Annotated in this window: 17 protein-coding genes; 4 read left to right on the top strand and 13 right to left on the bottom strand. The window is 54.3% G+C overall.

The features are described from left to right. The 5 genes from ABX962_RS04325 to ABX962_RS04345 all read right to left on the bottom strand — a co-directional run. Positions 1 to 1372: ABC transporter permease (locus tag ABX962_RS04325; protein ID WP_372716965.1), on the bottom strand; the 1372-nt coding region annotated here is incomplete at its 3' end. Further along, the gene (locus ABX962_RS04330) at positions 1369 to 2397 is read right to left on the bottom strand and encodes an ATP-binding cassette domain-containing protein (protein WP_372716967.1); all 1029 of its coding nucleotides are present in this window, start codon (positions 2395 to 2397) and stop codon (positions 1369 to 1371) included. The genes ABX962_RS04330 and ABX962_RS04325, both read right to left, overlap by 4 nt. Continuing rightward, a complete protein-coding gene (locus tag ABX962_RS04335) occupies positions 2394 to 4625 on the bottom strand; it encodes a hypothetical protein (RefSeq protein ID WP_372716969.1) in 2232 nt (743 codons plus the stop codon). Before ABX962_RS04335 ends, ABX962_RS04330 begins: the two co-directional genes overlap by 4 nt. 65 nt (positions 4626 to 4690) lie before the next feature. Then, positions 4691 to 5029, bottom strand: a complete 339-nt coding sequence (locus tag ABX962_RS04340) for a hypothetical protein (protein WP_339945023.1) — start codon at positions 5027 to 5029, stop codon at positions 4691 to 4693. A gap of 143 nt (positions 5030 to 5172) precedes the next feature. After that, positions 5173 to 6114 carry a nucleoside hydrolase gene (locus tag ABX962_RS04345; protein WP_372716971.1) on the bottom strand — a complete coding sequence of 314 codons (942 nt, stop codon included), beginning with the start codon at positions 6112 to 6114 and terminating at the stop codon, positions 5173 to 5175. A gap of 157 nt (positions 6115 to 6271) precedes the next feature. Between ABX962_RS04345 and trpD the strand changes: the two genes are divergently transcribed. Continuing rightward, on the top strand, positions 6272 to 7282 hold the full coding sequence (gene trpD / locus ABX962_RS04350; protein ID WP_372716973.1) for an anthranilate phosphoribosyltransferase: 1011 nt from the start codon (positions 6272 to 6274) through the stop codon (positions 7280 to 7282). A gap of 278 nt (positions 7283 to 7560) precedes the next feature. Continuing rightward, positions 7561 to 8889, top strand: coding sequence for a DUF1080 domain-containing protein (locus ABX962_RS04355; protein ID WP_372716974.1), 1329 nt, complete (start codon positions 7561 to 7563; stop codon positions 8887 to 8889). A 245-nt stretch (positions 8890 to 9134) separates the two neighbouring features. Here ABX962_RS04355 and ABX962_RS04360 read toward each other — a convergent pair whose 3' ends face one another. From ABX962_RS04360 to ABX962_RS04390, 7 genes are all read right to left on the bottom strand, one after another. Further along, entirely contained in the window at positions 9135 to 10118 is a 984-nt protein-coding gene (locus tag ABX962_RS04360; RefSeq protein WP_372716976.1) for a hypothetical protein, read from the bottom strand. A gap of 155 nt (positions 10119 to 10273) precedes the next feature. Next, the gene (locus ABX962_RS04365) at positions 10274 to 11560 is read right to left on the bottom strand and encodes a polysaccharide pyruvyl transferase family protein (protein ID WP_372716978.1); all 1287 of its coding nucleotides are present in this window, start codon (positions 11558 to 11560) and stop codon (positions 10274 to 10276) included. A gap of 539 nt (positions 11561 to 12099) precedes the next feature. Next, positions 12100 to 12753, bottom strand: coding sequence for a peroxiredoxin-like family protein (locus ABX962_RS04370; RefSeq protein ID WP_372716979.1), 654 nt, complete (start codon positions 12751 to 12753; stop codon positions 12100 to 12102). Positions 12754 to 13276: 523 nt separating this feature from the next. Next, complete coding sequence (locus tag ABX962_RS04375; RefSeq protein WP_372716981.1) at positions 13277 to 14464, bottom strand: hypothetical protein; 1188 nt, start codon at positions 14462 to 14464, stop codon at positions 13277 to 13279. A 156-nt stretch (positions 14465 to 14620) separates the two neighbouring features. Continuing rightward, entirely contained in the window at positions 14621 to 15586 is a 966-nt protein-coding gene (locus ABX962_RS04380) for a hypothetical protein (protein ID WP_372716983.1), read from the bottom strand. A gap of 865 nt (positions 15587 to 16451) precedes the next feature. Beyond that, a complete protein-coding gene (locus tag ABX962_RS04385; RefSeq protein ID WP_372716984.1) occupies positions 16452 to 16943 on the bottom strand; it encodes a MarR family winged helix-turn-helix transcriptional regulator in 492 nt (163 codons plus the stop codon). Between the two features lie 226 nt (positions 16944 to 17169). Further along, the gene (locus ABX962_RS04390; RefSeq protein WP_372716986.1) at positions 17170 to 19062 is read right to left on the bottom strand and encodes a glycerophosphodiester phosphodiesterase family protein; all 1893 of its coding nucleotides are present in this window, start codon (positions 19060 to 19062) and stop codon (positions 17170 to 17172) included. A gap of 384 nt (positions 19063 to 19446) precedes the next feature. On the opposite strand from ABX962_RS04390, the gene ABX962_RS04395 reads away from it, so the two are divergent. Beyond that, on the top strand, positions 19447 to 20721 hold the full coding sequence (locus ABX962_RS04395; RefSeq protein WP_372716988.1) for a lactonase family protein: 1275 nt from the start codon (positions 19447 to 19449) through the stop codon (positions 20719 to 20721). Positions 20722 to 20948: 227 nt separating this feature from the next. Here the strand turns inward: ABX962_RS04395 and ABX962_RS04400 are convergent, their stop codons facing one another. Beyond that, positions 20949 to 21476, bottom strand: coding sequence for a hypothetical protein (locus tag ABX962_RS04400; RefSeq protein WP_372716990.1), 528 nt, complete (start codon positions 21474 to 21476; stop codon positions 20949 to 20951). A 433-nt stretch (positions 21477 to 21909) separates the two neighbouring features. On the opposite strand from ABX962_RS04400, the gene ABX962_RS04405 reads away from it, so the two are divergent. After that, positions 21910 to 22887, top strand: coding sequence for a glycosyltransferase family 2 protein (locus ABX962_RS04405; protein ID WP_372716992.1), 978 nt, complete (start codon positions 21910 to 21912; stop codon positions 22885 to 22887). Positions 22888 to 22934 lie beyond the last annotated feature (47 nt).

Genomic DNA, 22934 nt, shown 5'->3' on the forward strand with positions numbered 1-22934 from the left:
AGTTTCGATAGTCGTTCAGGTGCAAACCGATCGAATAGGGCACCAACGCGGCTAACACGAGTACCGTGACCATCGCGGCGAGTCCAATTTCGACGCGTGGATGGTTGTTGATTCGCACCAACGCGACGATCCAGCGGACAGCAATCAAACCGGCCACTAAATAACTCGAGAACAAAATGCTGAGTCGAAATAGCGATTGTAGGTCGGACGCGCGAAAGCTTGCCGGTTGTTGGCGGTATTCAAAAACGCCAAACACCACAAACCCGGTCAACACCACGATATTAACCGTTGCGAACACCAATCCAGTTGCCGGGCCTGGGGTCAGCCAAGTCAACGCCACCCGTGCGATAAAACTTTGCGGTAACTCGCGTCGAATCCTCGGAGTCATCACGGGGGATTCTGCCGCCAGCATGCTTCCGAATACAGTCCACAAGATCGCCAATACGACCGCAATCAAAATGAAAACGTTTCCGCTCTGATCAAGTCCCCTGATCGCATAGGCCCCGATTGCCACCAAGATCATCGACAACACCATCATCGAAATGCGAAGGTGTGTCGAGCGATTTTCGCTCTCGGGGGTTAACTGCGCCGCCGTTGCGGTCAGCATCAAGTGGCCTGCCGATAATGACACCAGCAGCGTCGAGGTGCAAAGGAAAAAGATCCAGTCACTCGTCAGCGCATTGCCATTGAGGATCAGATCGATCACGAGATAGCCGATCGTATATTCGGCGAACAGCAAGATCATCATCAACATCAGCAGCGTGGCGATACGACCGGTCCGGCTTTGTGCCAACGGAGCAAGGAACAGCGCCGCTACGGTTAAAACCAATCCGGCCACCAACAGCGCCGCGATGATGATCAGCGTTGTCGGCAAATCGACGCCACGAAGCGTGTAGGCATACGCCATGCATGGGAACAAGGCCACAAAATAGATCATCATTTGCAGCGACGCGCTGGCGAGTTTTCCCAGCACGATTTGCCAAGGGCTCAGCGCCGTGATCGATAGCAGCTCAAGCGTGCCGTCGTCAATTTCGCCTTCTAAGGAGCGATACGCGGCGAGCGGTACGACCAACAACATCGGGATCGCCAGCACCACGTAGTAGCCAATCATCAAACGTGCGGCTGAGGGAGTCGTGTAGATTTGTGGCATTTGCGACAAACTGCCGACGACGGTCCAGGCAAACGCGGCAAAAAGCAACACCGAAAACGTGACGACAAATTGGCGACTCTTCAGTGCTTGGCGAGTCTCTTTGACCAGGATCGGATTAAGCCGATCCCCCATTTTTTCACACCAATCATCAAACCGATCCCAGCGATTTGCTGCGTTCATCTTGGACAGCGAAGCGGTGGGGATGGATACACTTCCACTCATTGAACCAACCCTTCGGTGACCTGCAAGAAAACATCTTCGAGACTCTTTTTGTGGGACGCGACTTCGACCACGCGATACCCGCGACTAACGATCCAGGCGACCAAGTCGGACTGGTCTGCGGCGTCTCCTTCAAATTCGAATCGCAAACATTCACCGTCAATGATCATTTTTTCAACGCTTGGGAGTGTCGAGATCTCGTCTGCACATTCGTTGACTCGATCAAGCAAACGGATCGACAATTCGCGATGCGTTTCCCGTTGCCGTTGAATCTGTTCCACGCTGCCGGTTGCCAGTAGTGACCCCTGTTCGATGATGCCAACGGAGTCGCACATTTCGGCTAGCTCGGTCAAGATATGGCTACTGATCAGCACCGTTTTGCCTCGATCGGCTAGCTCACGAATCATTTTGCGAAGCTCGATGCGAGCACGCGGGTCAAGTCCTGCGGCGGGTTCGTCCAGAATCATCACGGAGGGATCGTGAATCAGCGCGCGTCCCAGACAGAGACGTTGTTTCATGCCTTTGCTCAAGCCGCGAATCGGTTTTTCAGCCATCCCTTTGGTGCCGGTAAAGTCGAGCACCCAGTCAAGGCGTTGGTTCCGTTCACGCCCCACCAGTCCGTTGGCCCGGGCAAAAAAATCGAGATACTCTTTGCAATTGACATCACGGTAAGTGCCAAACGAATCGGGCATAAAACCAAGTCGTCGACGGACCAGTTCTGGATCGTTGACGACGGAAAACCCATCGACGAACGCGTCTCCGTAACTCGGTAAATCAAGCGTGGCCAAAATCCGCATCGACGTGGTTTTGCCTGCGCCATTGGGGCCGATATAACCAAAGACATGGCCGCGAGCCACCGCGAACGAAATGTCATTGACCGCTTTCGTTTTCCCGAAAAAACGATGCAGTCGACGCAGTTCGATACAATCGGTCTCGCCGTGATGCACCCCGCCGGACGCGTTGGATGCCGATGTCAAATTACCGTTTGCGCCGGAACCGGGGATCGCAAACGAGGGAGTTGTATTCATTTGAGTGTTCCAAACACGAAACGGACGCTATCGACAAGTTCGGTTCCCGAGACCAAGACCACGTCGCTGCTGACGTCCGAGACAGCCACGAAATGATCATGCGGAATTTCTCCTTCCAATTGCATCCGTTGATTCAACCAATGTTCGAAGGAGCCCGACAGCACGTCGGTTTGCGACATCGATTGATGTTTAATTTGTTCGCTGATAGTGATGATCAAGTCCCGCGTCGTCCGCCGAAAACTGCGTTGCGGCGAACGATACAAGTCCTCCTCCATTGGTCGAAATTGGTTGTACAAGTCGCCGATCAGTTTCGAAGATTGCGCTCGCGTAATCGCGATACAGTGAACCTTCTCGCTGTCGCTGGGAACGTGGTCGGCGAACCAGTAATCGCCGTCCGTGTCGCGGAGGATGCATTGACGCAGTGCAAAGTCAAAGCGATTGGTGATCGTGGCGGACGGGGAAAACGGATCGAGTTTCTCGGTTGCGATGGACAGCGTCCCGATCTGCTCGCGAGGTTGGTGGACAATGAATTGACGCTGTTGACGTGACGGCAGGAACGCACTGTCAAAGACTTGTTGATCCGATTCAAGACGAATGTTTCCAAGGATCGCGGGGCTTCGCTCGGTCAGTTCCTCCCACGACCCGGCGCTACCGTCGCTGTAACGCATCACTTCGGCATCGCCTGCAAATGACAAACCTTCGGTCGGTCTCAGTCCGGCAAAATAAGTCGATTGGACTCGTTCACCCGCGTTGCCCGAAACGCCATCGACCCAAGTCAATTGACGGATCCGCGCCGATGTTCCAAACCCATCCGACAGGATGCCGTAAGTGAACATCAATGCGGTGGTCACGATTGCCAACACAGGTGCAATCAAAAACATCAAATAGGTGCGGCCTCGTTTCGCGGTGCTGCGGTAGGCAACCGGGCCGACCAAGATGACAAACAAGGCAAGCAGTCCCATAAACGTATACACCGGCGGTTGGGCGACACCGGGAATTAACCAGCGACCGAAACGCCGGTCGCCGAGAATCGGGTCGACTCCACGACGCAACATCGGTGAAATGCGATGTCCAAGCGTGTGTTCGACCACCCACCATTGCCGCGCGCTGGGAAATTCTTCGTCATCCAATTTCCGCAATCCAAAAGCGATTCCCGCACCTAGTGGACGTAACCAAATTTTTTGGTTCCAGCTTTCATCCACAGGTCTGCGAATATTTTCGTCGAACACGCTTTCGGGAGTGATGAAGTTTAATGCCAACGACTTAGGACGCTCGGCGGTCAATTCGAGCACGTCCACAAAGGATTGCTCCGATGCGGAATCGTAAAGTGCAATCGACCCGCCGTTGAGCACCCATTGCTGAATCGCTTTATATTTACCGTTTTCCATCGCGGTTTTCACGGCGGATGGATCGACGATGATCAAATCATAGTGTTGGTAACCTCGCCAATCGGTGGGCAAATCGGATTGCCCCGCCACGCCGTGGGGACCGTTTGAAAACACCGATTCATAAAAACGAGGATCGTCGCGGGGAGCTCCAACGGTGCCGCGATACGACGATGCGGTGAATTGAGGGTCGTGGTAAATAAGCCCGCGCAGATCGGGAAGCGCGGCGTAATCGACCACGTCACTATCGGTGATCAACAACCAGTTCAGGTGTTGTTCATTGCTGTAAAAATCGGTATCCGCAGCACCAATTTTTGCCACGCAATCCTCTAGCGGTCTGCCCTGCTCGTAGACCGCGAGTTGATACTGGTAGCCCGCCGAAAATTTTGGCAGGTAGCGAGTGACACGTGCCGACGTCGCTCCCTGAGGAAGTAACAGTGGTACATCGATGATCAACCCATTGGTGGGCGGTAATTGCCCGTCAGGGTCCGAGCGAAAACGGATCGTCAATCGACGGTCCGCCGCAAATGTACTGGTCGAACGAGCGATAATGTTGACGGGAACGCTGCCTGAGGAGGGCTGTTTCGCTAGTTCGATGTGCAAAGTGAAGCCGAGCGTATTGGCTTTGGTCGTTGGCAATCGCAGCGTTCCGCTGGTCGGCGGCAACAACGGGTCAAGCAACAAAGTCGGATTCGTGTTGCTTGAGGGGGGGATTGTCGTTGAGCTTGTTTGGGACGCATCCGATTGATTGTCATCGCGTTGTGTGTCATCGGCTTGCGCAGGCGAAACCAAAACGATCGCTGCAACACAGACGATCGTGATCCGCAACGCAATAAATCGCATCAGCGTCGTGATTGGGGACAGTGTCGTGATTGGGGAAACAGTGAACCAGGATCGGTGGGTGCAGATCATGCGTTGTGCTCCCGTGGCGGCATGATTTGCGGAGGCAATTGGCCCGCGGCAAACGGGCTGCCTTTTAGCGTTTGTTCATCTTCGGCGTGGAACCACAGCGACGATACGGCCCATGCAAATAGAAATGTCAGGGCAAACAAGGCAAAACAGAGCAGCGGAACGGCTAAACCAAGGATTGCCGCGGTTGCCAAGGCGCCGCCGCTTCCGGCTTGACGGGCCACTGCCGCGATCACCGCCGCCAAGGTGGTGATTGCGAAAACAAAGCGGAAAGAGATGCGAGGAAGCAACCGGCTGCGCACGACCGGTTGCGCCGAAGAGGGTTTCGCACTAGGCATGAAGATAAGATTGCAATCGAGTGAAAAGAGGGGAAACTCTGGCTCGATGATTATAATGGTTTCGGAACCCCCACGTGTTCCATTTTTGCGCTCTCTGATACGATTTTTGCGTCTTGGAAATTGTCGAGCGTGCGGCAGGTCCGTTACGTTTGCTGCCCCGCGTAACGCAAACTACGAATGATCATTTCATGAGCTTCGTCCGCATCGACATCCACCGCGACTTCCATGTTGATGGGCCATTCCGGTCGCAGACGTTGATCGAACACGGTGACGCCGCGGGTCAATTCGCCGTTGGTTTCCACTTTTCCTGCCATCGATTTCCAGGTGAAAAGATCGGGCTCGATCAGCGATAGGATCGTGGTGGCATCGTACAGTGGGATCAGTTCGCGTCCAAGCAATTGGTGCGCGGCACGAAACGCAAAGGGGATTAGTTTGTGTAACAAGTTTCCGGCGCGGGAGTAGCGTGCGGGTAATTTTTCCAGCAGATCCACCCCGAAACTCATCGCATCGGTGATATCAAGCGGAATCAAGCTCTTGGTGGTGGCGGATTCGAAGACGTCTTGGGCCGCCGCCGGATCAAAGTACATGTTGAATTCGGCCGACGCAGTCACATTGCCCGAATGCGAGACCGATCCGCCGCCAATCACGATTTTGTCTAACAGGGGCAATACTGCCGGATCTCGGCGACAAACGCGAGCGATGTTCGTCGTCGGTCCCAAACACACCACCGTCACTTCGTTGGGGTATTTGCGAGCGAGCTCGGCGATCACTTTTTCGCTTGCCGGCAAATGTTGACGCGCCGATTCGGGAAAGTTGCAATCGCCTAGGCCGTCATTGCCGTTGAGATGGCGATCATCGACAACCGGCGCATCTTCGGGACGGCCGGCTTTGCCGATCCGCGGATATTTGGTGGGGTCAAGCTGCTGGAGCACTGCGATTACGTTGGACGTGGCTTGATCGGCATCGACTGTGCCCGCAGTTGCAGTGATCGCCAACACCTCTAACCTCGGGTCGAAAAGTGCCATACACAATGCCGTGGCGTCATCGATACCGGGGTCACAATCGATAATGATTTTGCGTGTCATGAAAATTCTTTGGTTTCAATAACGTGGCGTGAGCAAGGGGGGCGTCGCAGCATCAGCGAAAAGGATATCGTATCATGGCGATTAAACCCAGTATAAACTTGACCTAACTCGAATTCTCTTCCCTCCCTCCTTTCTAGTTGAACCCTCAGATTTCGCTATGGCATCACTTTTTCAGGCCGCAATCGTACAAGCCAATTCCGGGACCGATTTGGACGAAAACCAAACCAGTGATTTGATTGACGCGATGCTGCGTGGTGAGGCCGAGGAACGCGATGTCGCAAATTTATTGCTTGCACTGAAGGAAAAAGGGGAATCGGTCAGCGAGCTGGTCGGGGCTTCGCGTGCAATGCGTCGACACATGACGCAAATTCCTCATTCGCATCGCGTGCTACTGGACACCTGTGGGACGGGCGGCAGCGGCAGCGGGACGTTCAATATCAGCACCGCCGTGGCGATTGTGGCAGCCGCAGCAGGGGTGGCTGTTGCGAAACATGGGAATCGTCGCGCGACAAGTTTGACCGGGTCGGCCGACGTGCTCGAAGTCTTAGGCGTTCCGATCGAATCTGATGCCGAGTCGGTCGCACAGCGGCTTGATCGTGATGGTATTTGTTTCTGCTTTGCCGCCAAGTTGCATCCGGCGATGCGGCATGTGATCGGAGTGCGGCGTCAACTGGGCGTGAAAACCTTATTTAACTTGCTCGGCCCCCTCTGTAACCCCGCCGGGGCGACCCACCAGTTGCTTGGGACCTCGACCCCCGAAACCCAAACCATGGTGGCTGACGCCATCGGAGCCCTGGGGACCACCCGTTCGTTTGTGGTACACGCCGCCGATGGACAAGACGAAGTCTCGCTCGACGGAGCGACGCATGTCATTGACGTGCAAGCGTCCGAAAACAAAACCTACGATTGGACCCCCGCTGATTTTGGGCTGCAACCAGCGACCCGAGACGCTTTGGCAGCAGCAAATCCGAACGAAAGTGCCGAAATTATTCGCCGGGTCTTTCACGGTGAATCCGGGCCGTGCCGCGATGCCGTGCTGGCGGGGGCCGCCGCAGCACTGGTGTTGGTGGGCGTCGCGAGTGACATCCGCGATGGGGTCAAGAAGGCTGCTGAAACGATCGATTCTGGGGCTGCAAAAGACAAGCTGGCGTCCTTAGTCGGTCGCTAGGGCCATCATTGCGCCCCCGTTCTTACGCTGGTTTGCAGCAGAGTGATTCTCGTTAAACTCGCTCGGTGAAAAAAAACTCGCTCGGTGAAGAGCGATCTTTTTCGTTCCCGCAAAGTCTATTGACCTTGCCGTTTACATCCTGCTGTGGTTCGTGATCGTTGCAAATCCCACGCATTGGAAATCTTCAATGCTTCCAAGACATCCGTGCAACATTTTTCAGTGCCTTTGAACTAGACTGTTGGCTTCCAGCCTTAAATTTCCCTCCCAGGACCCCACCCATGAAAAGAACGTTTGCCTCGCTTACCTTGACCTTGCTCGCTCTGTGTGCAAATGGCGTTGTTCGAGCCGAAGCCCCTCCGGAAGGCTATCGTGCAATCTTTGACGGCAAAACCCTCGACGGATGGCAAGCTCGTCCTCACTTCAATCCCACCGAACTGGCCAACATGCCCGCCGAGGAGCGAGACGCAAAGCAATCGCAGTGGATGGCGGAAGCCGAACAGCACTGGACGATCGAAAACGGCGAATTGGTTAACGACGGCAAGGGCCCCTACCTGACCACCAACGACAATTTTCGTGACTACGAATTGTTGCTCGAATACAAAACCGTGCCTCGTGCCGATAGCGGCATCTACCTAAAGGGCACGCCTCAAGTTCAAATCTGGGATTCGACCGAAGAAGCGAAATTCAAAATCGGTGCCGGACTCGGCAGCGGTGGACTTTGGAACAACAGCGCCGGCGCCCCCGGCAAAGATCCGGCCAAGTTGGCGGACAAGCCATTCGGCGAGTGGAATGCGTTCAAAATTCGCCAAATTGGTGCTCGCACCAGCGTTTGGCTCAATGGCGAAAAGGTCGTTGATAACGCAATCATGGAAAACTATTGGGATCGCAAGTCGCCGCTCGCGGTTGAGGGGCCCATTCAATTGCAAACCCATGGCGGCGAAATCCGTTGGCGAAATTTGTTCATTCGCGAGTTTAGTGGCGACGAAGCAAACGAAATCCTCAGCCGTCACGAGAACGACTCTTTCAAGTCGCTGTTTAACGGCGAAAATTTGGACGGATGGCAAGGAGCCGTGGATAACTACGAAGTTGTCGATGGTGCTATTCGCTGCAAAGCCGGCCACGGTGGTTTGTTGTTGACCGAGGACGAGTACAGCAACTTCGTCGCTCGCGTTGAATTCCGTCTGCCACCCGGTGGAAATAACGGACTGGCAATTCGCTCGCCGCTTTCCGGCGATGCGGCCTACCAAGCGATGACCGAGTTGCAGGTTCTTGATTCAGAACACCCTAAGTACGCCAAGCTTGACCCACGTCAATATCACGGCAGCGCTTATGGAATGATCGCAGCAAAACGAGGTTATTTGCGAGAAACCGGCCAGTGGAATTTCCAAGAAGTGACCGTCAATGGTAGCCGAATCAAAGTGGAACTAAACGGCAACGTGATTTTGGACGGCGATGTCGCGGAGGTCACTGAATTCTTGGCCGACCGACCGCACCCTGGCAAGGATCGCAAGTCCGGTTACTTCGGTTTCGCTGGTCACAGCGATCCCGTTGAATTCCGAGACGTTTCGATTCGTGAATTGCCCGCCACCGCAGCGGCGTCGAACTAAAGTATTCGGAGCATCGTTACAGTCCACGCCCCCAGCGGCGTGGACTGACGGAGGTTTCAGGTCGTGAAAAAGTCTTCCGTCCAAACTTGTTTCGGCGGAGATAGCAGGCGTTTTTTTAGCGACGCGGCGCAAGCCACCTGGTCGAAATCGAACTTCTTTCACGCGGTAACCGGACGGCTCGCGCCGTGCCGCTACCAAAGTCGTTGATCTTGGGGTCGCGTCACGAACGCGAACAGCGTCAACTGTCAATTACGGTATTGTTCGTGACACTTTGTGCACAAAGTGCCCATTTGATCAAGGTGTCGATTCGCCGATGCGTGGTCATTACTTCGAATCGCGTCTTCGAGCTTCGCTGCGACTTCTTCAGCGGCAATCATTTGATTCCAGTAGGCGTCGTCGTCGCTGGCTCGATCGTTGGTTTTGGATGACGATCTCAGACGCACCGCTTCTCGGAAACCTTCGCGAAGCAGGGTTGCTTCGCCTGTGGGACGTAAATCAGGATGCGATTCCAAAAGTGCCCAGTCCTCATCGGCAAACGAATGGAGGTGTTCGTTGGCTTGATCGATTGCCACCATCAGTGAAGCCATCGAATTGATCGGAGCGATCGGAACGAGCGGGGGCAGTGGTTTGTCGTTGGCAGGCATTTCGAAGGATTTGACGTCGCGCCACAAACCGGGGTAATGTTTGCTGGTGCCTGCCTTTTCCAAAATATGCATGGCCGATTCGTGGTCGGCAGACCCATCCGCAATACACGCGATGGCTGCCGCCGTGGGGCCGCGATGTTTGCCGTGATGACAATGGATGTAGAACGGGCCCTCGGCGTTTTTAATGAGATTGACAATCGATTCGCCTGCGGCTTGATCCAGCCCATCGTAGCCGATTGGGATATGCACGTAACGTAAACCCGCCCGCTTCGCCGCCGCCACGTCCGGCCGAGCTCCATCGACGCTGACCACGGTGCGAACGCCCAATTTAGCGATCTCGACGAAGGCGGCGTCATCGTCCGGCTGCGCTCCCGAGTAAATCCGCTCGGTCAATTGAAATAGGTTGTGAAGATGCGATTGCGAGTCTTGCGGGGGCGTTTGGATCAGCAGCGGAGGAGGCGACGCAGGACGCGTAGGTTTGGTCGAGGACGCTGTTTCTTCGCCCGCTAGGCTACCACTGCCAATTGTGTAGTACAGCAAGGAACATAAGAAAGCGGCGGAGAGCAGCGATGCCGTTGTTTTCATCGGACCCGAAAGCGGTAGGAAGGCGTTGTCATGGAGGGAACAAGTTCATGCATCATAACCACTTCCGCAACGCACACGCAGCCCCATCCCGCGGAACGCTCTCCGACGTTGCGAAACTTGCCAAAAGTTTCGTCCACGCCTCTCCAGTACCCGCGTTAGCCCAACTCGCTCCTCAACTGCTGCATCGTTTCACGCTGTCGTTTTTCAACGAACCTGCGTGCCTTCGCTGCCTTGTCCTTTGCCGCTGCGGGATCTTTGGCCATTCTCAAAACGGTAGCGACAAGCTGTTGACGGCGTGATTCGTCATCGAGGTCGAACAACCAATCGCCCAACCCAATGTCTTCCCACATCAAGCCCTTACTGGTCTGTTCGTCAAAGCGGCAAACGATCGCGGGGACTCCGTGTCCGACACACATGATCGGAGAATGCATCTCGTTACCAAACAATCCCGCACTGCGGACATACGTGCTGATCGCTTCGCCAGTCAACCAATAGTCCGGTCGCCACGCGACCTGCGGTAAAACCTCCGCCGGTAACTTGTCAAAGATCATTTCTTTGCCGATCTGCATCTGCGTGCGGTCCTCCGGGCACACCAGCACCTTCAAATCGGTTTGCTTGACAACTTCGATGATCGCCTCGCGAAGCAGAACATGATCGTGCTCCTTCATCATTTCGTTGCGTCGGTGTTTTTCATGATCAAATTTCGCGTTCTCTTTGATCGTCCAGTACGGAGTGTAGCGAAGCCGTGGAATGCAACACAAAAACTTGCCGGTTTGAAGATCGTGTTCCTGCAAGAACGCTTCCGCTTTCTCGTCATCTCGCAGATCACAGGCGAAGGCCGCGTCGGGTCCAAACTCCATCACGGGACTTTTTACCCCAAGTTGTTTCGCAAACGCAAGCGATTTTGAATCGCGAAAATAGACAAAGCTTGCCCCGCTAAGTACATCGACGGTTTCGCTTAGTGAGTCAGCAGAAGTCGCGGTGGTGGCATGAGACATTTTCGGTGGAAGCGTGATGCCGTAGATGCCGTACGGCTTGCCCGTTTCGTCCCGCCACTGACGAATGTCCCTCTCGGCGACAAGCGACGCACCGGAGCCGTGCAGCATGAAGTCGCATGATTGGTAAGCTTCGGCGAGTTCCGGAGATCCCTTTTTGGCGATCTTTAGTTTCGGAAATCGCGATCGAAGCAGCTCATCGACGCCGTTATCAACGTTGCTGGGATAGAGAATGATCTCGGCATCCGGCAGATAGGTTTCCAGGATGCTCAGCAATCCAGGGGTGTGCGCGATATCGCCGATATTCACGGTCTGCCACGACGAGCGAAGCAGGATGCGTTTGGGGTTGCTGTCGCCAGCAAAAGCAGCATCGAGACTCGCGATGGAAGAAACGCCGATTGCGGCAGCAGCGGATTGGGCTAGGAAGTGACGACGGTTGTGATTCATTGGGAAGTTTTGAGAGGCATGGATGCGGTGGGAGAGCGTTAAGGCGGCACGCCATTCTGGTCGAAATCACGCCGCCGTTCCACAATCAGCGTCTCTTCCCGCGTTTGTTTCTTTACTTTTCTCGCATTACGTTAAGCAGGTAGCCAGGAATCGTTGGGTGAATTCCCGTTAGCCGCTTGGTCGCTAGCTTGGACCGCTAAAACTTTGGGCTTGTTGTGATTTTTGGTTGCGCTGCCTTTCTGCGACCTCTCCACCAACTTCGTTGAGGGAGAGGTAACAGCACTATCGGCCGGAAGAAAAAAATCACCTCCAATATCCGACGTCAATACCAAAGTTTTAGCGGACTAGCGCTAGCCCCTGTTGAACGTTGGAACCGTGGCTAGCGGACTGTTGAATTAGTGAGCTGCTCGCGCGTGAGCGGCCGGGTCCCACGCATTACCCGGTGCCTTACGGCCCACGGCTCACGACTGCGATTTGGATATCGATTGACTCAACGGCCCGCTAGCGCCAAAACGGCTAATATGCTGAAAGACACCTGCCTAACTGCTTAAGTCCTTCAGCGCCGCGATCACATCATCGGGTTCCGCGCGAGTACGGTAGTCGACATTGACGTATCGCCAAGCCACAACGCCGTCACGTGAGAGCACGAAGGTGGCTGGGATTGGCAAGACACTACCGTTGCCGTTGTTAATCGCTGACAAGTCGAGACCGCGGTCGTTTCGCATGTGCTCGAGAATCAACTCGGGAACCTTCCATGCCACACCATATGTCGCGGCAACACGAGCGTCTTGGTCCGAAAGCACCGTGAACTCGAGGGCGTCTCGTTCTGTCTGAGTCAACGACTCGTCGGGCATCTGAGGACTGATTGCAACCAATTGCGCGCCGAGCTCGCGAATCTCTGGCAACCGAGCCTGCATCGCCCGCAATTGCAGATTGCAGTACGGGCACCAGCTTCCTCGGTAAAACATCACCACCGCCGGGCCATCGGCAAGCAATGCGGAAAGAGCAACCGTTTCGCCCTGCGGATTCGGCAACGAAAATTCGGGTGCCGGTTGTCCCACAGCGATCGCCTTGCCTCCTTCTTGGAACTCACGAGCCTTCGCGAGAAGTTCGTCGATCTGGTGGGCGAACTCGGGCTTAGCTTGACGCGTTTTCGCAAACTGTGCGTCGGTTTGTTCTTTCAGACTGGTCATCTTGGTTCTTCTAATGGTGTGTAGGTGTACTAGGGTAAATTCGACGTTACTCGCCGAGCGTGACCGCATTCGGGTTCGTTCCCAGTACTTCGACTCTTTTTTAAGTTTTGGGTTTCGCGTAGTGGGCGAGGGGTCACGAGTCCTGCAGTGCTACGTATTCCAGGAACTCGTAGCCTCGTCCACCCGCCCCCCTATTTCTTGGTCCTGACGCAACATCAGGCTTCCGGCTGCCGAATATTGGGCCAAAAGAGAAGAATGGTCAAACGTGTTCTTCGTCCGCAATCACCGGTGACACACACGTGCCGACTTCCTCAGTCGCAAAACGACGATTGCAGAAAGCGGCTCTGCCAACGGTTGCCATGGTTGAATGACGGAGCCATGAGAGCGGACACCTCGCCGTTCCTCTTGTCTGACCTCATCAGGCTAAGCAGTTAGGCAGGAGTCGTTCGGTTTATTAGCCGCTTTGGCGCTAGCCACGTTCAACCGGGGCTATCGCGCAAGCTGCTAATAGGATTTCACCCAATCAATTCTGCCTACCTGCTTCGTTGTGGCTGTTTTCGGTATCCCGTTTGAACCCCAGCAGAAATCCAAGCATCAGCGGCGAAAGAAATGCGACACCTGAAGAAGTCGCGATGCGTGTCAGCGGCGAGTTGATCGGTTGGCGCGGCGGAGTTGCGGCAGCCATTGTTACCAAGCTTGGGCGAAAATTTACAATGCGAATCCATGCGACCTTCGACCTCAGCTTCTTTAGCACACCCGTGGCTGTTTGAAGTTTGTCGGCTGCAGTATGCAAATATTGCCTAGGATGCCCCTGTCGCTCCAACCGGGACTGCTCGTCTGCGATTTTCTTATTCAAGTCCTGCAGTTCGACTACCAGAAGATCACGCTCTCGTTCTATTTCCTTCGCCAATCGCCCACGCATTGGGTCAGCCAGGGAATCCACCTCTGTTGATTTCATTTTGATAAGGTGTTCATTTTGGTGAAGTCGAGCATTTAGTAACGCGATCTGAACAGTTGTTTCACTTGTTCGAGGCAGAAGCTGCGAGATAAGAGCGTATTGGGAATTCCAATACATCTCGGCTTCCCTGTTCGCCTGGACTCCCTGCAACATCTTGCTCAGCTTCTCCAATTCATCACGCCGTTGCTCAACCTCGCTCTCCCAGTGTTGAACCTCGGGTTCAAGCCAACGTGTCAAAGTGTCCATTCGATTTTTTTCATTCGCATCTCGCTGTCTCAAGTAAGAATCAACGACAGCGTTGCACACCAACGCAGCAGCGTCCGGATCTAAGTCCTGGTAGCAAACCATCATTCGCGTATTCGTTCCGGCGAATTCGATCGACAAATTTTTACGGAGATTGACCTCGGCACAGCTAGGGTCCGAAAGGCTAGGTGCCGTTTGTACCTTCGGATCGGCGAGAATCGGATCAAGCACCTCGGCGCTAAACAGCAAGGTCCTTTCCTTGATGAGGTCAATAGCTGCTAGGTTTTGAACTTGAGGAAATAGTATGTACTCTACATTACGTTCCAATAGGTGCGATGCACGATAGCGGGGCACGAATGATTGCAGCGTCGCAATGGCCACCATGCTTGCCAGCACGATTCCAGTAGGCACGGACCATTGCCAGTATCGGCCAAATGATACGAGGGGGTTCCAAGGGTTGGGGCGAACCCATGCTGGAATCGGGGCTGCTGAAGTGGAAGCTTCAAGCATGTGTGACGTTGCTCTTTGTTTGAAAGATTGAAAAGGAAATCGCTGCTGTAGAGGACAAGTCAAGCATGTAACGGCAAACGAACCGCACTTTCCTGACGCTCAGCTTGAATTTGCATTCTCTTCAGCAGCTACCTTTGTAATCATAAACCGCTCGCTTCATCCGATCGCATCAGTCGACTTGTCGTCACTGTCGTCCGCTTCGGTGTCCTGTTTGAACCCAAGTACAAATCCAAGCATCAGCGGCGAAAAAAATGCTAACCCTGAAAAGGCAGCGGCGCGTTTCAGCGGTAGCGAATGCAGCGGCTGATGTGGCGGTGTCGCGGCAGCCAATAGCTGCACAGTTCCGACTTGTCTAATCTCGGTGCGAACCGCTGCGGCCCTCGAACTTAGCTTACTCAGCACATCGGTGGCTATTTCGAGTTCGGCTTTGGCAAATTGCAACTGCGCATCGAAACCGCCTAATCGCTCTAGTTGCGATCGTTCCTCATCATATTTTTTATTGAGGACTTCAAGTTCGATTGCCAGAAGGGCACGCTTTCGTTTCATTTTCTTCGCCCAGCTCGCACGTTCAGGGGCGAGTTGGGATTGATCCTCGTCCGATTGCGACTCCGCAATCGGCTCGTCGATTTTGGCTTGCGCATCGAGAACCGCAATCCGTGTTTTCACATCCGAGATCTGAGTGCGGAGCCGTGAAAGAAACTGTAAGTTAGATTCGGTTACGGCGGCGGTTGCCGGGTGGCTTATCGCAGAAACTGAAAAATCTTTGCTCAGCTTATGGACCTTTATCTGCCTTCGTTCAACCTCCTGCTGCCAACGCTGGATCTCGGGTTCAAGCTCACGTTCCATGCTGATAATGCGTTGATGAGCAAATGTATCTCGCTGTCTCAGGTAGGAGTCGACGACTGCATTACAAACCATCGCTGCAGCTTCGGGGTCCGTATCCTCGTAGGACACCATCATTCGTGATTTTGTTCCAGCCTCATTGACCGACAGGTTTTTGAGGAGATTTACCTCGGTATATTTTGGATTCGAAAGACTGGGGGCCGTTCGCAGTTTCGGATCGGCGAGAACAGGTTCGAGCACGATGGGGCTAAACAGGATGTCTTTTTCCGATTTAGCCAAGTCTTGAATCGTTGGACCTACGCCTGGAAAAGGCATAAGCTGGCTGTTGGCCCCCAACAGCGATTTCCCAACATAATGGGGCTCAAACACTCGCAGCGTTGCAAAGGCCACGATGCTTGCCAGCACGATTCCCGCTGGCACGGACCACCGACCGCAACGGCGAAGCGACCGCAGAGGATTCCAAGGGTTGGGACGCGATGGTGCTGTAATTCGGTCCTCTGAATCAATTGTATCGGACATCAACAAACCTGCTTCCAAAAGGATGTGAGTAGGATTTGGGGGCTACGCAGAGCGGCTCTTTGATCCGCTGGCCAAAACGGCGAACTCAAAGCAAATCAGGACACATCGCGACCATCCTACTTTTGAGAGAAAACGCCGACATCTCCTCATTGCCATTGGGTGCCGCTCACTCGCTCGCTCCCCCCCCAGATGGTACTCCGTCGTTTAGCAGAATGCTACATGGTTGGGTGGGGGAGACACGTTTCGCCTCATTTCAAAGCCCGGCAAAGCCACGCAATCAACGATTTCAGCAAGCTCTACGATCGTTCATTCGCGTCCCAGTGATCCTTTCATCCTTCCGCCTCTGTTTTCTGTCGAACCGGAAGTTTTGGGTTTTGTCGAGGCGAGCCGATGGCGCCGGGCATGAGGGCGGCCGGATGCAAACGATTGATTAAAATGTCAGAGAAGAAGAAGTAAGAGCCGGCGCGGATGTGGTTAGCGGCATGTCTTCCTCTTTTCTGACCTACCGTTATTTACCTTTTTCGGCTTATCCCATTCCGGACCTGCTTGAGATCAAGCAAACGTGCCAAGGGGCGCCCGAGGCCCGGTCGTGCGAAGACGCAAAGGGCTCAATTCTAAAGAACGGCTAAGCGGGTTTCTGTTCGGCAATCACTCGTGACGAACGTGCTTTGGCCAGCAATTTGATCAGCCGTTTGCACTCTGCTTCGGTCATCCCTTCGCAGACGCTTTGGTGGAGAGCTGCAACGGGTTTGTCCATTTTGGTGAGCAATTTACTTCCGTTGGCCGTCAGCGAGATAAACCAGACTCGCCGATCCTGATTGCATCGCTTGCGCGCGATCAGATTTTTTTTCTCTAGCTTGTCGAGCAGATTGGTAATCGCAGGAGTGATTGAGATCAATCGATTGGCGACTTCGAGTGAGGGAAGCGGTTCCTCGGCCGCGCGCAGGATCCGCAGTACGTTGTATTGCGGTTCGGTCAGCCCATATTCTCGAAACAGTCGGCCAAAATGATATTGGAACTGGTCGTCGGTCCGCCGCAAATCAACCACCACCGTCTCCTGGATCGTACCCAGCTCACGCCATTTTTCGGTTGATCGTTTCTGTCCGCCGCTCGCCAACTCTCCCGCCTCCTAATGATTTTCTACGTATCGTATTTAGTTTATCGCTAAGCAATTTAGAAGGCAAGTAGGCGCGCTCACGCGTGCCAAACTGGCGCGCAATGCTGTTGCAAATTCAGGGGTCCGTTTCTCCGCAATTTGATCGCAGATCGCAAGCTTCGATATTCCAATTGGCATCGCTGTCGCGACGAAGGCAACGATAGGGGGGCAGCACCAAACTCTGGTATCATAGTCCTGCTTTAAGTGACAACAATAGCCTTGGGTGGTCGGTGTAGATTCGCTGCACACCCATCTTCAATAAACGCTGCATCGTTGCGGGATCGTTGACGGTCCAGGCTCCTACCTCGATTCCCGCCGCTCGGATCTTTTCGACTTTCTCTGGCGTGATGCCATCCTGGTGCAACACCAATGACTCGAATTGATGCTGTTTCGCAACGATGATGTCACTGTCAATATCGCTGTCGCTACCGCGATCCCAAAACACAGGGATCTCGGGTGCGATCCGTTTCACTTCGGCCATGTATTCAAGATTCCCATCATTAAATCCCACCCATTGCTGGGCGTTCATTGATCGGACCATCGAAACCGCATCCGCAACACAATCCATCTTGGGCTGGATCGAAACTCGCGTCTTCCCTTGCGACTTCAGAATCGCCAACACATCTTTTAACAGCGGCATTTTCGCGGGCGGACATTCGGCAAGCGACTTGCCTTTGCGTTTTCTGAAATCAGTCGCAACATCGATCTCGGCGAGTTCCGCATAGTTCGATTCGGCAACCACTCGATCGGCATCGCCTACACGCTGCGTCGTTCGGTCGTGAATGACCACCAACTGCCCATCACGAGTACGCAGGATATCCAATTCGATCCAGTCGGCACCGACGTCGATACCGCTGCGAAACGCGGCCAAGGTGTTTTCAGCGAACTCGCTCGAATTACCACGGTGCGCCGTCACGCCGTTGGACAAGAATTTCAAGGACAGTGGGCCCTGGATCGATTCACGCTTGCTCTGAAACAACTCGAGCCATGCCAAAGTCAACGCATCGGGAATCGTGGCCGCAGGCCGTATCTCCGCTGGCGTTTTACCCCAATAGAATCCGATCCAACCCGAGGCATGAGAACGGGATTCGTCGATGAAATGGCCTAATTCGTCGGCTCCACATTTCAGCGGAAACAGCTCTTCGATGATGACCGGTTTGCCCGCTGCAGCAAATCCTTTAAGCGTTTCAATCGCCTCGTCCACTTTTCCTTTTTCTGGGTACAGATGTATCGCGAGGAAGTCGAGATCCGCTGCGATCGTTTCGGGCACAAAGCCCGAGGTCAATCCGGGACGATCCAGACTCCACGGAACGAGTCCGACCGTGATCAAATGACGATCGTCATGTTGACGGATCGCTGCAACAAGTTGTCCAATCCAGGCCTGCGCAACCTCGGTGCGATCGCGGCCTTGGCGATCCAGTGCGATGAATTGCACAAAATGTTTGTCGCCAAAAGCTGGGCCTAGCCAATCGGTGCGTGCGGTGTTTCCGCCGGGAACAACCGGTTCGTTCATCAAGTCGTAACAGAATACGGCAGGGCTTTGAGCGCATTGCTTGGCGATCGCTTCCCAAAACACCGACTGCGCCGCCCAGCGATCTTGCTCGCTCAGATTATCGTACCACTGCGGCACATCGTGCTTGTGGTAGCAACCCAGTCCCGTCAAATCGAGATACAGCCCCGTTTGTTCCGCCAGAGCAACAAGACGGGCAAGTTGCTTGAGTGAACGTGAGTCGGGTGTGGACGGGCTTTCCATGAACTTGCCAAACTGCAGATGAATGCGAACCACGTTCGCGCCAAGTTCTTTCATCTCGCCAAACGCTGACTCGATTTTGCCCCATTCGTCGTCCCAGTAATCTTCGATCAAACGCCCGTCACCTTCGTGATCGTAGTTGAATCCCCAGGGGATGAAGGAGTCGTCCGAATCGGCCAACGAAAATCCTTTGCCGTCGGCGGAAACCTGAACCCAGCCAAGTTCCTCCGCCTTGCACTTCGCTTGAGGATCCATCCACTGTGTCAGCAGTCCCTGCGGCCCGGCGGCAAACATCGCAACGAAGATCAACGAGCGAAAAATGAAAGTCATAGCGAAACCGATGCTAAGGCTGGGGCAGTGGGGGCAGGACGCATGCGAAATCTGGATTCAACCAATTCGATGACGGCTTTATTCTATTGGTTGATTGGATTGCCAGGCCCTCAAGAATTGAAAAATAACGTGATGATTGCGGAGCATTCAACGACATAAACAAAACGTGATGATCGCGGCGCGATCAACGGCAATTGATCGGTTATAGTAGGGGGCAGCTCTCGAGACCCCACCCCATCCCACCCCTCGTGAGTCAGCTGATTTAGTACGACACCTTGGATGGTGACGAAACTGTGGCCAACGCCAAAACGGCTAACAAAATCAGCCGTCTGCTTGTTTGCGGACGAGAAATTACCCGCCTCGATTACCCACCTCGAATTTGCCATGACGACACGAAATCACGCTTTTGGATTCTTGCAGCGAATCCTTGCCTTTGTTTTTCTTGCCTTGCCGCTGTTCGTCCGCTCGCTGCAGGGCCAGACCACAGATGCGGAAAAACCGCTGTTTGCCTACGTCGGCACGTTCAGTTCGCCGCTTCGTGACGTGTTACCCACGCAAGTCGACCTGCCACCAGGTAATGGCCGAGGCATTCATATTTTCCAGATCAACCGTGCCACCGGAGCGATGACGCCCGTCGGGACTTACCGGATGGGAACGAGTCCCAGCAGTCTGGTGGTCAGCGCCGATGGAAGTCGGCTGTACTCGGCCAACGAGACCGATCGAGTTGGCGCGGACAAACAAGGCTCCGTCAGTGCCTTTGCGATCGATCGCCAGAGTGGTCAATTGACCATGCTCAATACGGTCCGCTCAGGCGGCGCCGGACCGACGTACGTCAGTATCGATCCGACCGGTCGACACGTGTTAGTCGCCAACTATTTTGGCGGTTCCATCGCCGTGCTGCCGATCTTGGACGATGGCACATTGGGTGACGCCAGCGACGTTAAAGTCGACGAGGGCGAAATTGGGCCGACCACGGCCACGCATGCGCCGAAGGGCAGTTTTGCCATCAGTGGCCATGATCGTACGCATGCTCATATGGTCCAAGCCGATGCATCGGGGCGTTTTGTCTTGCATGCGGACTTGGGATTGGACAAGATTTTTGTCTGGAAGTTTGATGCGAAAAAGGGCGAGCTTACGCCTAATGATCCTGCGGCGATCGCATTGCCCGCGGGGGATGGACCACGACACTTCCATTTCCACCCTAACGGCCGTTGGTTCTATTCGATCCAAGAAGAAGGATCGACGATTGTGTTGTTCGACTACGAAGAGCAAACGGGCCGGTTGACCGCACGGCAAACCATTTCAACGTTGCCGCCAGAGTTTACTGGCAGCAATTTTTGCTCGGAAATCTTGGTTGCTGCCGATGGCAAGTTTGTTTATGCGGGCAATCGATTGCACGACAGCATCGGGATCTTCTCGGTCGGCGACGATGGCGAACTAAGCTATGTGGGCGAAGAGTGGACGCGAGGCAATTACCCGCGAAGTTTTCAGTTCGATCCGGCTGGCAATTTTCTTTATTGTTGCAATCAACGCGCTGACCACATTGCGGTGTTCCGCGTCGACCGCGCCAGCGGGGGTTTGGACTTTACCGACCACTACGCTCCGGTTGGCAATCCATCGTGCATCGTGTTTTTGGATCTTGCCAGCGGGAGCAAATAAAGCATTCAGCATCTCAAGCTGTGCCGGGGACGTCAAAGCACTGAGCGACGCATTTGTGAGCCGCGACACGTAAGCGGCCGGGGTGTTTGCATGCCCCGGTGCTTACGGCCCGCGGCTCACAATTGCAATCTGAATTCCGATTGAGTCGACACGCCGTGTAAGATCCACGGCGCCAGTGACTTGCTTCCTCGCGAATTAACGGGGCTTATTATTAGCGGGGCTTATTGTTAACGGGGCTTATTGACCGTGCGGTTGCGGACGCGAGTGTAGGCATCCTCGGCTGCGGGGCGGGCGTCGTCCCAAGGCATCAAGGGGGCGCCCCCTTCTTGCTCCCAACGCTGACGCGCAATTCGTTCGCGATCGGCCCAGTCTTCGTTGACGTCCGGATCGAACGATTCCCAGCCGGCTTGATACGCCGGAGCGTAGTCGTCGTAGCTGTAGGCGTCATTGTAATATTCGCGGTTTTGATGCTCGTCTCGCCAATAGGCCACCTCGACCGTGGGATCGATATTTTCAGCGACCGCCTTGCCTGCCAAACCGCCCGCGATGCCTCCGATCACGGCGCCTGCGACCGTGCCGATGGGACCAGCAACGGCGCCAGCGGCAGCACCGGTCGCAGCACCCCCGAGCGCGGCTCCGACACCGGTACCCACAGGATGCGATCCCGCTTCGCCGGTGATGGGATCTTCGTTTCGTAACTCTTCGCGTTCCTCTTCGGTTCGCGCATTCTCGACTCGTTTGTTTTTATTAGCCATCGCCTCATTTCCCATTTTCAATTTGAGCGTGAATACAGCCGTGGCGAGAAGAATCGAAACGGCTGGCGACCGTAATCGCGACATTTTGATAATGCATTTGCTGTGCCGGTCGCTTTCCGCCGTGATCTCCCGCAGACTTGCTCTGCGATTCTCACTGATCTTGCGGTATTGACGCAGGAAAAATACGGATCAACGCAACAACTGCTTGCTCGAAACCGAGCCAAAATGAACGAAAATGAGGCCGCCAAGTGCTCTGATCCCGGACGGGGTCGACTGAAAAAAAAGACACCTCCGTTTTCTGGCATCCCACAGTCCCATGGATAGCCCCCCCACTAACCGGTACAGTGGCGTTTTGTTTCCTGCATCCCATGCAGCCTAACCCCTCCGCTTGGCAGGGAACGTTTACTTTGTGATCCCGTTATCGAGAATTCCGTTGCCTGTTCACAGCGTCTCCTTTGTCATTCCGGTTTTAGACGAAAGCGAATCATTAAACGCACTGCATACCGCCATTGCGGAGGTTTGCCAGACGGAACAAATCGAGCGTCAGATCATCTTTGTCGACGATGGTTCAAACGATGATTCATGGCAGGTGATCGAAGCGATCGCAGCGACAGACCCCTCGGTTTGTGCGATCAAACTTCGCCGCAATTTTGGCAAGGCCGCTGCTTTATCCGCAGGTTTCGAAGTGGCGAAGAACGAAATTGTGATCACGATGGATGCCGACTTACAGGACGATCCCAAAGAGATCCCACGTTTCCTCGATCAACTCGACATGCAAAAAGATGTCGTCAGCGGCTGGAAGCGGGTACGGCACGACCCTTGGCATAAAGTGCTGCCCAGCCGGGTATTCAATTGGTTGGTCAGCCGGATGACGGGGGTTCATTTGCACGATCACAATTGCGGATTCAAAGCGTACCGCCGCGAAATCTTTGACGAAGTCAAACTGTACGGCGAGTTGCATCGCTTTGTACCTGTGTTGTCAGCGGCCAAAGGTTGGCGAGTCGGCGAGATCGAAGTGGAACATCATGCTCGTAAGTTCGGTCGCTCGAAATATGGCGTGTCGCGACTGATCAAGGGATTTCTGGATCTGATGACGATCTACTTCCTGACGGGATACTCTCGACGCCCGTTGCATCTGATTGGTACCGCGGGAATGCTGTTCTTTACCTTCGGTGGCCTGGGCATCGTTGGCTTGTCCGCATGGTGGGTGATCAGCCGCGCGAGTGCATCGATTCGCGATATTCATCTGCACGAAACAGCGATCTTTTATTACTGCATCGTTGCGGTCCTACTTGGAGCCCAGTTTCTACTCGCAGGCCTATTGGCAGAGTTGATCGTTTCACTGTCTCGCGACACGCAGACACCGTTTAGTGTTGCCAAACGAATCGGTGACCAAAACACGCAAGCTTAAAATGTCACGTTGCCATTGCCGACTTTGATTTTTGCAAAGACGACAAC

The sequence above is a fragment of the Novipirellula sp. genome (assembly GCF_041583735.1).
Classification (GTDB): domain Bacteria; phylum Planctomycetota; class Planctomycetia; order Pirellulales; family Pirellulaceae; genus Novipirellula.